Origin of the sequence: Hominenteromicrobium mulieris (assembly GCF_046197855.1) — a bacterium.
GTDB classification, from domain to species: Bacteria; Bacillota; Clostridia; order Oscillospirales; family Acutalibacteraceae; genus Hominenteromicrobium; species Hominenteromicrobium mulieris.
The window spans coordinates 502,119-514,156 of sequence record NZ_CP173188.1 but is presented as its reverse complement, the minus strand read 5'-3'; the positions used below and the strand labels follow the sequence as shown (position 1 = coordinate 514,156).

Sequence of the window (12,038 nt, the reverse complement as noted above, 5' to 3'; positions counted from 1 at the left end):
AGCCCCCAAATAGAATTTCCCTGCGCCTCGTCGTCACAAGCTCCGTATCCTTTGTTTCGCCGCAGGCGGCAAAACTCACTCGCTCCGCTGTTCCTCCTCTCCCCAAAAAGTCTTGCGACTTTTTGGGGACCCCGAACACCCCGGCCACAGCATCAGCCAGCTTTTGCCGATCTTGCTGGCACCGCTGATGACATTGACGCCCTGCGAAATGAGTCCGTCCACGATGAACATCGTTTTGCTCATCGGCGTGGACAGCAGGGTCTCTGCGTCCACAGTTTTCAGTTTGTTGTCCATAGAATTCTCCTTTGTAGAATGTTAAAAGTAGATTTTGGCGGGGGCGAATGGAAACGGCCACCCACCCCCGCTCTGCTGTCCCAAAAGCCTTGGAATTCAAGGCCTTCTCGGCGCTTAATGTTCGACGCTGCGCCGCCGCCTGGCAGAGTCCGCCTTCTGATTGCGTCGGATGGAGTAGCCGCATCCCGGGCAGTATTTCTGCCGGTTGCTACTGGGTGCAAAGGGCTTTCCACACCGTTCGCAGGTCCGTGTACGCTGCCGGTAAATATCGGCGCAGAGTACCTTGTCGGCGGGCAGAACTGCCCACCGGAAGTACTTGCACAGCAGCGAATAGGAAATCATCTGCACGCACACGCAGCCCTCGCCGTCGTCCAGAGGCAGGCAGTTGCCACCGTCGTAGTTGGCGCACAGCCGCCGGATCAGCCGGTTGCAGCGTGCCCTTTGGGCGGGTGTCAGGCGTTTGATCTCATCCAACCTTCTTCACCTCTTTCTCCATTACATAGTTGATGACGCTGATTTTCGGGATCTTCAGCGTCGTGCCGATCTTCACGGCGTGGATGTACCCATAGTCGATCAGCTTGTAGGCCAGCTTGCGGCTGATGCCCAGCATCTCCCGAAGCTCTTTGACGGTCACGATGTCCGGGTATTCCGGAAACATCATCTGATAAAGCTCTCTGAGCTCTCCTTTCTTCATAGGCTTGAACCTCCTTTGTCTGTTCTGAAACCGCATTTCTGCGGTGATTTTTACTTGCTGCCGCTCATCCGCATCGTTCCTGCCCCGGAGTCTCACCACGGCGTATCGCTTCTTTAATGCGCTCGTTCCTTTTTCGGGAAGTCGTGGCGTCACTTGCCGGAAGCATATCCTTTGGAGGCGGCGATTCAATTTTCAAGGTACACAGGGAGACAGTCCCCTCAATAGGTAGCCAGCGAGAAGGCCTGTTTTTTAACCCCCTCACTAATCAACTGGGAAAAATTTTTCGATTTGTACGAAGGAATTTTGAAAATTTCCTTTGAAAGCCTATCTACTAACCAACTGGGAAATTTTTTCGGATTTGAACGAAAAAACTTTTGAGAATTTTTCTGCGAACCCCTCTACTACTTAATTGGGAATTTTTCCGGCAAAAATAAAAAGAATTTTGAAGAAAATTTTTAAGCGCCCCTCCCACTAATCAACTGGGAACTTTTCGGGCAAATAACAAATGGGTTTTAGAAAAATTTTTTTAAGTGCCCCTCCTACTAACCAACTGGGAAATTTTTTGAGATTTTGGCAAAGTAATTTGAAAAATTCTCTCAACTTTTCAAAAGGTCCCTCTACTTACTCTGAATAAGGGGTGCCATTTGGCAGGGTACTTTTCAAAATTCCCCACAAAAATATTTCTCCCTTCACTTACTCTGAATAAGGGGCGCCGTTTGTGGGGGTGTTTTCGAGAAATTTCTCAAATATTTTTTATCTGAACGCAAAAAGAGGCGCAGCCTCCGGATTTCTCCGAAGGCTACGCCTCTAAATATACTATTCGGTTTTCAGCAGTTATACTGATTCGCTATTTCTGTTCGCAATGTCCATTCTATCTTATTGCTGATAATGATGTGCGTTGCGTGAAGCCGTGGCTATCTGTTTCTCCAAAAAGTTAGATACATCTGAGCAACCGATTCAAGCAACACCCCAAGAATATGCATAATGGCAAAGATGCATACTGCAGCAACATATTTCAATGCCTGTAAAGGAATAATTGGCCGTATGAGAGCAATTCCTATGAGAATAACTAAGTAAATAATTTCAACAATGACATTGTATGCAATGTTGGAAAGCAAAATTTGGAATAGAGACAGCTGTTTTCCGCCAACAGGCTTATATTGAGTAGAGTCAGCCATTTCCTCCTTTAGACTTTTGGTGTTTGCATTGTCTGCTGTAACCAGTATAGAAATAATTGCAACAGAAAATGAAACAAGGATGGCAACGACATTAATTTGGACATTCACAAATTCGGAAAAAGTTGACCGGATGGTTTCCTCGTTGCCGATGTTAAATATGAGTGCACCTGCCAATGCCAAAAGCCCCAAAACTACCGGAATCAAATATTTTACCCATATTCGTTTTCTGGATTGATAATAGTCCCTAAGTGGAACAAGTAATATTGTCTTCATATTCTACCACCCATTGAGGCAATGAACTCCTGAGCCTTCACAAAAAAATCTGAGCTCTCCACTTCGTTTGTGACGCTTTCACCCTTCACCTTTAAGAAATGCTTCATTCCCGTGATATTAGTATCCACTTCAAAACTTCCGGCGTCATTTGTCCCTATAATCTTAATACGCTTAATCTTGCCCTTAGCTTTGTCTTGCGAATCCTTAAAATATTCCTTAATTAAGTTTTCAGGAAAGCATTTATATCCTTTAGGACGCTTCAAGCAAATATCGACTTCGTCAGCGATGTCAGTTCTTCCCGCAAACCGCATAAAGCCATCCTTAATATCGTCTTTGTATACTGTCAACTTGAGGACTGACATTGTTTTGGCTCTTTTGATTGAAGACAGGAAATCTTCTCCCGGCATAATCTGACTTTCAATGGTGTAGTGGTACGGGTCATTTCCGTCTTCATTGAACTTCTTGAATTGTTCATTCAAGTAGTCGATAATACACTTTAGAGTTATGCCATAGTGATTGCTTTCGTGAACTGCAAGAAACCTGTTTTCGCCTTTTGCAAGGCGAATGCATAGATGTGTCTTTTCTTCGTCTCCATCCTGAGGTCTCTTTCGTCGTCCTCGCTCCTGCATAGTTTCAGTGTCGATTTCATTCCGAACGTGGTTGTATTTTGCCGACTTGAAAATCACATCATAATTTCCGTTTTTCAAATCCTCGTAAGAATCTAACCACACGACCTTTTCTGACGATGTAATGTCTTTCTTGCGTTCAGAAAGTCCTTTTGTCATTATATATTCCAGCAATTGGGAAAAAGCGATGATAATCTGATCCGTACTGTAAGCCGAATCATCTTTTGCATCTTTATGCTTAGAGATAGAAAGGTAGTAGAAATAGATAGGCACTTTTTTCCACAGTTCTTGCTCTCTCATATTCCGCCTCCTTAAAGCACTTCCGAAAGCAGTTGCCAGTTTTCATCGTGGATATTGTCTGAGTACTTGTCTACGCAAATGCATAGTTCTCCACTTTGTTTATCCTGTCTGACAATGCCACCCTGTAGGTTGTATCCATCAAGGTATTTTCTCAAAACGCCGAATTTCTTTGCAGTGAAGCGATCAATATCTTCACTGCTTCCTGACTTTGTAAAACCACCTTTTGTTTCTATAATCCAGATATCGCCACCATTTGTGCCAACCACATAATCGGGGTAAAAGGATTTTTGTTTTCCAAAGTTATCCGTATAAACAATCGAGAAATACTCTGAGCCCTTATCTCCGTTCTTATAGAACCACTTCACTTTGCCACTACCTTCGCAAAAACGCTCAAACAGCTTCTCCGGCATAGATCTCTTTTCCGCAGAAGATAAATACCCTGTATAGACATTCTTGGTGTATTCCATCTGTGACTTTGATGTTCCGTCATATGTGAAAATCATTTCAAGAGGAAACCCCACTGGTTTTTCTGTTATCCGGGGAATTGCAAGCGTTAGCTGCAAAGACTCATCAGCCATAGCATCACGGACATCTTCTATAAGCCTTCGCTCGTTGTTGATAATAAATGCATATAGGTTTCGTGTTTCCAGACGAAGAATTTTTGCGTCGCACCGAACTCCTTTTAGGAACAGCTTACGCATAATGGTATTAGTGCTGCTATAGTCCAAATTGGCTTTGTATCCAATCTCAGCGACACAGTGATGATACTCTTTGCCGTGTTTATGCGTATTCAATGGCTCGTGAATCGAGATGTCATTTAATTCTGTGATTTGGTCTTTGCTCAGTACGCTGACGGAACCAGATTTGGTAAAATCCACAATATCTTCGTCGAAAGAATAGCCATAAGCTTCTAACTGACTTTGGTTTTTATCGAGGTCCGTAGCGGTATGGTATTTTTTCTCAAAGAACTTCCAAATAACTTTGAGTGCAAACTTAGCATCGCGTGGAAATGGAATATCAGTTTTAAATTGGCTGATAAGCGTAAAGGAACGATATTCCGGCTTCAAGAACACTTTATAAGCATCTAATGCTCCCGTGCCCAAACTCAATTTAACGCTTTCCGTAAATTTCTCATCCAGAGTATAAAGATAACAGCAATCTAAAAGATCTTCACCATAATGCTTTGCTTCCGGCATCCGGCGAATCCTTCCAATCGTCTGAATTTCAAATACCTCGCTCATATTGTCACGGAGCTTCACGAGAATCTGCGCTCTTGGGCAATCCCAACCGGTAGCAACCGCCTGTTTGATAATTACAGCTATTGGAGTAGCGTCATTATCTTCAATATCCTCAAGGTTCTGTTTCTTATCAGACAACCATACCGATAGAAGGTTATTCTCGTAAGTAATGCCTTTGCTTTCGAAGTACTCTTCGACACGGTCAAGCAGTGCATCTGATTTATTCGGTAATTGGACGATAATCAATGGATTTACGCCAGAATCTTTCTTGGCGTATGCGGCTCGTAAGTCTCGTTGTTTCTCGAGGGCTTTATCCAGCAGGTAGGATATCTGATCTTCAACGCTAATATGCTGTTCAAAATTTTCATTGATTATCAGGAGCTTTTTTATCAGGCCTTCAGCAATAACATCTTCTTCTGGAATCTCTATCAGCAGAGCATTCTTGTAGTTTTTAGGTGTAGCGGAACAACGGATAATCTTATTCGCATTGAACAGAGCAAGAATGTCATCTGCTTTGATCGTATCATTCTGATGTGACTCGTCAACAATTATGGTAAAAGTCAAACCGTTGTCAATTGCATTCTGAATATGTTCGACAAAGTTTGTTCGCTCACTATCCTTAAGTGCATTGTTCCCTTTCTTAGTAAGCTTTTCCCAGTTGATGAAACAGGCATCATTTTCTTCAAAGCCAGAAGACATTATATCGGATAAGAGTTTTGTGTTGCTGCCGTGAATGTATTTATCCATTTTGGCTTTACTCTGTAATTCAAGATTACCTTTTCCGGGGGTAAGCCAAACAAACACTGCTTTGTTTGTGCTCTTCAGATACTCATCCATAAAGTGTGTAAGGATAATGGTTTTGCCGCTACCAGTACAACTCTTCAGGATAATATCCCTATTGGGCTCTCCCATAGCTTCCATAAGGGCCTCAATGGCTTTAAGTTGAAAATTTGCAAGCGTGATCCCCATATTTATCCCTCCAATTCTTTGTAGTAATAATCCGGAATAACATTCACTGCAATGTTATATTCCTGCAGCGCTTGCGCTTGCTGAGCGTCCAGCAATACATCGTGCCCCATATAGAGCTTTCGGCATCTCTTACAGATACCTTCATCATCCAAAAATATCTCTAACTCCTCATCCGTCAGCACGATGGCAATTTCCTCGTTGCCCGTAAAATTGATGCCGTTTTCCAGCTCCACCAGCTCCCGGATGTGCCGCAGCAGCTCATCGGCATACTCATAGTACATACGATCCGAAATAGGTACATAGCCAACTTTATAATATTTCAGACTGGCAGCATAGTCTTCTTTATCAATGACACGGCGGATGCGTTCGTAGGTCACATCCCGACAAATGCCGTTTTCGTTGTTGGTGCAGAGGATAAAGCGGCGGGTTCCACCATCCTCTGCGTTGAGCTTCATAACAGCGTGACCTGTTGTACCAGAGCCTGCAAAGAAGTCAAGTACGGTAGCATCTGTTCGTGATATCAATCGTAGTGTGCGTTCAATTAAACTTGTAGGCTTAGGGGTTCCAAATGCGCTCGAACCAAAGATTTCTTTGATTTCACTCATTGCGCTTCGGGTTGTTCCAACATCTTTTCCAAACCAAATTGTTTCTGGCGTTCGTCCTTCTAATGTATCCAAATATATCTTCCTAATAATACGGGTCTCATCTTTGCTAAAAATAATTTCACCGCTTTTAATCTTTTCTTCTACCGTTTCTTTACTCCAACGCCATCCATTAGCACAGGGTTTAATCACATTTCCGGACGGAGAAATAATGTCGTAAATTAGGTTAGGTCGATATAATGCATTGCGTACATCACCACTCCTCCATCTTCCCCGAGGATCGTTATCTGGATTTGCATAGGCCTTATTGTCTTCATCTGTGCGAGGCAAAGAGTTCAAAACAAACTGAGCTGTCTTCTGATAGCACAAAATATAGTTATGATGCACCGAAAACGTCCCTGAATATCCTTTAGGCTGAATGCTATGTTGCCATATAATACTCGCAAGGAAGTTTTCTTCCCCAAACAATTGATCGCACAGTAGCTTTAATGCAGCTTGCTCATTATCATCTATGGCAATAAATATTACGCCATCGTTTTTTAGCAATCTCCGTGCTACCAATAACCGCTCGCTCATGAATGAGACCCATTTGCTGTGACGGAATGTATCTGTCAAATCAACACGAGAATCATCATATCCGAAATCTCCGTTTCTTGTGTTATACGGAGGATCAATAAAAATTAAATCTATATTTCCCCGATGCGTCTTTTCCAACAGTTTCAGTGCGGCAAGGTTATCCCCTTCAAGCAGGAAATTCATCTGCCCGCCGTGGTCAATAAACAGATCTGCATCCTCGGTCAGCACCGGCGTATGGGTATCCAACACCTCATCGATTTCCTCCCGATGCTCCTCGAACACGAGACCGTACTTTTTCCCGTTCACATCTTTTTCGAGTTCGGACAGGTAGGAGAGCAGGTTGCCCGTATTCTCATCCTGCGGTGCTGCGGCGATAAAGGCACGAATCTGCTTGATTTTGTCCAGCAGATCGTCCCGCTTCTTTTTCGAAATATTGGTGCTCATCGTGCATCCTCCAATATGGTTTAATTCATAATTTCTGCCCCAAAGTGCCAATTTGGCACTTTGGAACCACCGTGTTGGCACTTTGGGATTTCACCAAAGTATCAATTTGATACTTTGGAAGCTGAAAGCTGATACTTTGGAATTCTCACTCCTCATCCAACTGCCACTTCGACCTTTTTACCGCTGAAGGCCACGCCGTATTTATAAATCGTCCTGACCCCGGCTGTCGTCAGCTCGGTCTCGTATTTCTTGTCGTTGATCTGCTGCAAGGCCGTCTCGGACAGCTTTTTCAGCTTTTCGTCGCTGCAATTTTTCTCCGCTTTCAGCTCGATCAGGATGCCCGGAAGACCCTTTTGCGTGGGCTTCAACTGAATGTCATAGCGCCCGTCGCCCGATTCCCGGTTGGAGGTCACGAAAGCACCTCCCAGCAGGGCGCACAGGCCCAGCATAAAGCCGTGGTAAAAATTCTCCCCGGCAGTATCGAAGGAGCTGACCGACTGGGTCAGCAGCGTCTGTATCTGCGCTTTCAGCCGTGCGTTATCGCCGGAGAAGATGGCCTCCTGAACGGAAATCGCCGTGGACGGCGGGATCAGATTCTCCAACCTCTGCAAAATCTCCTTGTTATACACCAGAGAAATCTCCCGGTTGGGCAGGGAGACCTCGCACATAAAATCGCCGCTGAAGGAGGGCGTGGTTTTCAGTGCCTTCAGATAGCCGGTCACCAGCAGGAAGCTGTAAATGGTGGAGGGATTGCTTTTGATCTGCGGATAGATCACGCCGGTGTCGATGAAGGTGGTGAAGGTCTCGCCGTTGACCAGGGAGGTCAGACGGTTATAAATCTCCTCGTCCGCTTGGGCAAGCACTTCCCCGATAATATCGTTGCTGCCGGTGGAGACCCAGAAGGGCCTCGGCTCACACTCGTTGCTGAAGTAGTTGACCACTGACCACGGGTTGAAAATTTCCGTCTTGCCGAAGCGGTAGCCGTCGTACCACTGGCAAATCTCGTCGTACTTATCGGCAGCACCGTAATATTCCGCCATCTCCATCACCTCGTCGGCGGTGAAGCCGAAGTAGGCGCTGTATTTGTTGTCCAGCACGGAGTTGATGGACAGGTTATTCATCTCGCTGAAGATGCTCTCCTTGGCCACCCGCAGAATGCCGGTGAGGAAGCCGAAGGACAGATGCTGATTATCCTTGAACCCACCGGAAAACAGGTTCCGCATAAACCGGATGACCTTGTCGTAATAGTCCTTCTGGTAGCCCTGCTGGATGGGGGTGTCGTACTCGTCGATGATGATAATGGGCGCAACGGCATAGTGCTTGTGCAGCATAGCGGACAGGTCCAGCAGTGCCGAAGCCAGCTCTACCTCGCTGACCTTGCCGTCTGCCAGCTTTTCATAGGTCTTTTTGCTGTACTCGTCGCACTTATCGCTGGCCAGCAGTTCTTTGTGCCGCCGGGTCTCCTTTGCGAAAATATCCCGGATGGCCGCAAAGGTCTCCTCCCAAGTGTCGAACTTCACATCCTTGAAGGTCAGGAAGATCACAGAGTACTTGCCCTGATAATCCCGGTACTTCTGGCCGCAGGCCCAGATCTTCTTATCCCGGAAGTAGACGGAGGTATCCTTGTCGCTCTTTTCAAAATAAGTGCGCAGCATATCCATATTCAGCGTCTTGCCGAAGCGGCGGGGACGAGTGAACAGCGTCACCATCGGACGCTCATCGATAAAGTCCTTGATCATCATCGTCTTGTCGATGTAGTAGTATTCCGATGAGGCAAGGCAGTAGTTGGACACGCCGATGGGCAGGGGCAGCTTCGGCGCGCGCTCCGTCTTGCGGAAAGCGCCCGTCTTGAGCCGCTGATCCGCCGGCTTCTGCGTATCAGCGGGGATCAGCCAACGATTGCCCTGCTTTTCCGCACCGGCAATTCTCCCATTCTTGCAGAGCGTCGCAACTCTCCGCTCCGTTATATTCCAGCGCATTGCTGCTTCTCTTACCGAGATCATTTCAGCCATAGGGGATACCTCCACGCATAAAATCACAAGTACATTATACCCGAATAAAAGAATAATGTCAACAAAGTTCGGAACAATGCCGTTTAAAAACAGCATTGTTCTTTTCTGCACACAAAACAAGCGGAGGTCATCGACCTCCGCTTGCTCATCATCCGTATACAATTTCCTGCATTACGACCTCATTTGCCCGATGTCGGATGCCGTTCATCTTTCGCACCCACGCCATCGGGTCATCGGCTTTCAAGGCCTCCGTCACACCCTCGGCATCTGCGTATTGTTCTACCAACCGAAGAAAGAGTTCCTGCGCCTGCTCCTCGATGTCTGCGAGGTGCCCATCCAGCACCCCGGCGGTCAGCAGGTTGAAATACAATACCCGATGATGCTTCTTCAGATAAACTCGCCGCCGCTGGCCGTAAATGCCGATAGGCCGTTCTCCTTCGGGCGGTAAGCAAACATTGGGTAGGCAATAGTCTCCCTGCCTTGTGTAAGTGCCGCCCAGCTGCTCAAATAGCGATTTCATATGTGATCCTCCCATTCAAAATTTCCCTGGCAGGTCTGCAATGCAAAATGCACCCGCCTTTCGGTTACAGTCTACCAAAACCGAAAGGCAGGTGCGAGTGTGCGAATTTCAGAATCGCACATTATTTCTTCATCTTCCTGTTGAACTCATTCAGCGTCTGGATATGCCAGAGGCTTTTGGCTTTTTGCGCGGCCTGCACGCTGGCGCTGATCGCGCCGTTCACCACGCTGTGCATGTACACGCAGGGTCACACGGATGTTCAGAACGGCCTGATCCTCTCGATCGTCATGGTGGTGCAGGTGTTCTTCTCCTCCTTCGGCAGGATCCTGACAGATACGGCCTGGCGCGGAGGCGTTATCTGTGGGAAAGGCCGCAGCTCTTACAGAACAAGCCATTTGCCCTGTTCCGCGGAGGCCAAAACAGCATCTACGGCCTGCTGGTTTTTCAGACCGTCTTCGACGGTGGCGGCCAAGCCGTCCCCTTTCTTCAAAAGGATGTCGGCAAAGCTCTGCATCTGGTCGCTGCGGCACCGGTCCGGAATTGGCAATCTGGAGAACACGCGCCCCTCGGCGTAAACGTCGCCAGTGCAGACCTCGATAACATCTTCTTCGCCCGGCTGCGCGTCCAACGAATATACGATGGCACCCTCACTACCGTAGATTTCCATGCGTTGGTAGTTACCGCGCCCGTAGCCGAAGCGTGTAATCTGGAAGCTGACGGAGATGGCATCCTCCATATCCGCCATGTAATTACAGAAATCGTCGACGTCTACCGGGCCCATCCCGGTGCCGTCCAAATTCTGGCGCTCGTGGACGTACGTGCCTACATGGCCCACAAGACGCGTGTACTCCTTCCCGGTGACGAAGCGGACGAGATCCAACGCATGACAGCCCAAATCGCCCAGCGCGCCCGAGCCCGTACGCGACTTTACAAACCGCCATACACGCGGCGTGTTGAAGCGCGGCAAGCCCCAGGCTTGAAAATACTGCATGTCAACGTGGTACACCCGTCCGATTTTTCCGCTTGCGATCAGCTCCCGCGCATAGCGAGCCGCCGCCTTGAACCGGTACGAAAAGCAAACCATGTTGGGCAATGCCTTGACGCGCGTGGCCTGTGCAAGCTGCTTCGCCTGCGCCGCCGTCATAGTGATCGGCTTTTCCAGATCGTACGGCTTGCCGGCCTCGATTGCTGCCATGGCAATCTCAAAATGCGCGTCGTTCGACGTGCAGATGTCCACTGCGTCCACATCCGGACAACGGATCAGGTCGTGGTAATCCGTAAACCGGCGCTCCGCGGGGATGCCGTATTTCTCGCCGACCGCATCCAGCTTTTCCCGGTCAATATCGCAGATGGCCACAAGCTCCAGATTCGGGCTCTTGCGTATGCCGGGCTCATGCACGCCGGACCAGATGCCGCCTACGCCGACGGAACCAATTCGAATGACTTGATTTTCCATATACAATTTCTCCTTTTAACGCGTCCTTATTTCGGTTGATGCAGCCCCTGTATGCTGTGCTCAAGCTTGCCGTGTACTTCCATAATGGCGGGCGGATTGCCGTAGGTGACAGGCGGAAAATCAATCGGCGTAGCCCATTTGACCGCATTCACGATGACCTGCTGGATCTCCGGCTGATAATAGATTGGGAACGCCTCATGACCCGGGCGGAAGTAGAACACCTTACCCTTGCCGCGGTGCCAGCAGCAGCCGCTGCGGAACACCTCGCCGCCCTCGAACCAGCTGATGAATACCTGCTCGTCCGGTTGCGGGATATCGAAGTGTTCGCCGTACATCTCCTCGTGCGGGATCATAATCTTCTCGTCCAGCCCCGCGACGATCGGGTGGCTCGGATCGATGACCCAGAGAATTTCCTGCTCGCCGTCCTCGCGCCACTTCAGCCTGCCCGAGTTCGTGCCGCAGACCTTCTGGAAGATTTTCGACGCGTGGCCCGAGTGCAGCACGATCAGTCCCATACCGTCCAGCACGCGGCGGTACACGCGCTCGACGATCTCATCCGCTACCTTGTGGTGCGCCATGTGGCCCCACCAGATCAGCACGTCGGTGTTGTCCAGCACGTCCTGCGTCAGGCCGTGCTCCGGCTCCTCCAGCGTCGCTGTCTGCACCGTCATGCCCGCTTTCTGCAAAAAGTCGGCGATGCACCCGTGGATGCCCTTCGGATAGATAGACGCAATTTCCGGAAACTGCTTTTCGTGCAGGTACTCGTTCCATACTGTTACATGAATTGCCATTTTATTTTACTCCTCTCCAATGTCGATGTCAGTTGATCTTCTGCGCAGCAGTCACTCTGGGACGA

General features: G+C 48.1%; 11 protein-coding genes. All 11 read right to left on the bottom strand.

Translation table 11 applies throughout. The annotated features are described in order from the left end of the window. Positions 1-75 precede the first annotated feature (75 nt). Positions 76-294 (bottom strand): hypothetical protein, encoded by a 219-nt coding sequence (locus ACI0CA_RS02455; protein ID WP_446806564.1) that lies wholly within the window; start codon positions 292-294, stop codon positions 76-78. A gap of 114 nt (positions 295-408) precedes the next feature. Beyond that, positions 409-768, bottom strand: a complete 360-nt coding sequence (locus ACI0CA_RS02450) for a cysteine-rich VLP domain-containing protein (RefSeq protein ID WP_308449359.1) — start codon at positions 766-768, stop codon at positions 409-411. Beyond that, positions 761-988 (bottom strand): helix-turn-helix domain-containing protein, encoded by a 228-nt coding sequence (locus ACI0CA_RS02445; RefSeq protein WP_249318462.1) that lies wholly within the window; start codon positions 986-988, stop codon positions 761-763. Before ACI0CA_RS02445 ends, ACI0CA_RS02450 begins: the two co-directional genes overlap by 8 nt. A 914-nt stretch (positions 989-1,902) precedes the next feature. Beyond that, positions 1,903-2,439, bottom strand: a complete 537-nt coding sequence (locus tag ACI0CA_RS02440) for a hypothetical protein (protein ID WP_308449360.1) — start codon at positions 2,437-2,439, stop codon at positions 1,903-1,905. Then, positions 2,436-3,365, bottom strand: a complete 930-nt coding sequence (locus ACI0CA_RS02435; RefSeq protein WP_308449361.1) for a hypothetical protein — start codon at positions 3,363-3,365, stop codon at positions 2,436-2,438. The genes ACI0CA_RS02440 and ACI0CA_RS02435 overlap by 4 nt, the downstream gene beginning before the upstream one ends. Positions 3,366-3,376: 11 nt before the next feature. Continuing rightward, complete coding sequence (locus ACI0CA_RS02430; RefSeq protein WP_308449362.1) at positions 3,377-5,572, bottom strand: DEAD/DEAH box helicase; 2,196 nt, start codon at positions 5,570-5,572, stop codon at positions 3,377-3,379. Between the two features lie 2 nt (positions 5,573-5,574). After that, positions 5,575-7,194 carry a site-specific DNA-methyltransferase gene (locus ACI0CA_RS02425; protein WP_395507188.1) on the bottom strand — a complete coding sequence of 540 codons (1,620 nt, stop codon included), beginning with the start codon at positions 7,192-7,194 and terminating at the stop codon, positions 5,575-5,577. A 152-nt stretch (positions 7,195-7,346) separates the two neighbouring features. Then, positions 7,347-9,206 carry an AAA family ATPase gene (locus ACI0CA_RS02420; protein WP_308449364.1) on the bottom strand — a complete coding sequence of 620 codons (1,860 nt, stop codon included), beginning with the start codon at positions 9,204-9,206 and terminating at the stop codon, positions 7,347-7,349. Between the two features lie 148 nt (positions 9,207-9,354). Beyond that, positions 9,355-9,726: a TnpV protein gene (locus ACI0CA_RS02415; RefSeq protein ID WP_308449365.1), complete on the bottom strand. Its 372-nt coding sequence runs from the start codon at positions 9,724-9,726 to the stop codon at positions 9,355-9,357. A gap of 379 nt (positions 9,727-10,105) precedes the next feature. Next, entirely contained in the window at positions 10,106-11,182 is a 1,077-nt protein-coding gene (locus ACI0CA_RS02410; RefSeq protein WP_308449366.1) for a Gfo/Idh/MocA family protein, read from the bottom strand. Positions 11,183-11,208: 26 nt separating this feature from the next. Then, positions 11,209-11,973, bottom strand: a complete 765-nt coding sequence (locus tag ACI0CA_RS02405; protein WP_308449367.1) for a ThuA domain-containing protein — start codon at positions 11,971-11,973, stop codon at positions 11,209-11,211. Between the last annotated feature and the right edge of the window lie 65 nt (positions 11,974-12,038).

Excerpts from the sequence above, each read along its gene's own strand:
- ACI0CA_RS02455 (WP_446806564.1), bottom strand. The coding sequence starts at position 294 with ATGGACAACAAACTGAAAACTGTGGACGCAGAGACCCTGCTGTCCACG.
- ACI0CA_RS02445 (WP_249318462.1), bottom strand. The coding sequence starts at position 988 with ATGAAGAAAGGAGAGCTCAGAGAGCTTTATCAGATGATGTTTCCGGAA.
- ACI0CA_RS02440 (WP_308449360.1), bottom strand. The coding sequence starts at position 2,439 with ATGAAGACAATATTACTTGTTCCACTTAGGGACTATTATCAATCCAGA.
- ACI0CA_RS02435 (WP_308449361.1), bottom strand. The coding sequence starts at position 3,365 with ATGAGAGAGCAAGAACTGTGGAAAAAAGTGCCTATCTATTTCTACTAC.
- ACI0CA_RS02430 (WP_308449362.1), bottom strand. The coding sequence starts at position 5,572 with ATGGGGATCACGCTTGCAAATTTTCAACTTAAAGCCATTGAGGCCCTT.
- ACI0CA_RS02425 (WP_395507188.1), bottom strand. The coding sequence starts at position 7,194 with ATGAGCACCAATATTTCGAAAAAGAAGCGGGACGATCTGCTGGACAAA.
- ACI0CA_RS02420 (WP_308449364.1), bottom strand. The coding sequence starts at position 9,206 with ATGGCTGAAATGATCTCGGTAAGAGAAGCAGCAATGCGCTGGAATATA.
- ACI0CA_RS02415 (WP_308449365.1), bottom strand. The coding sequence starts at position 9,726 with ATGAAATCGCTATTTGAGCAGCTGGGCGGCACTTACACAAGGCAGGGA.
- ACI0CA_RS02410 (WP_308449366.1), bottom strand. The coding sequence starts at position 11,182 with ATGGAAAATCAAGTCATTCGAATTGGTTCCGTCGGCGTAGGCGGCATC.
- ACI0CA_RS02405 (WP_308449367.1), bottom strand. The coding sequence starts at position 11,973 with ATGGCAATTCATGTAACAGTATGGAACGAGTACCTGCACGAAAAGCAG.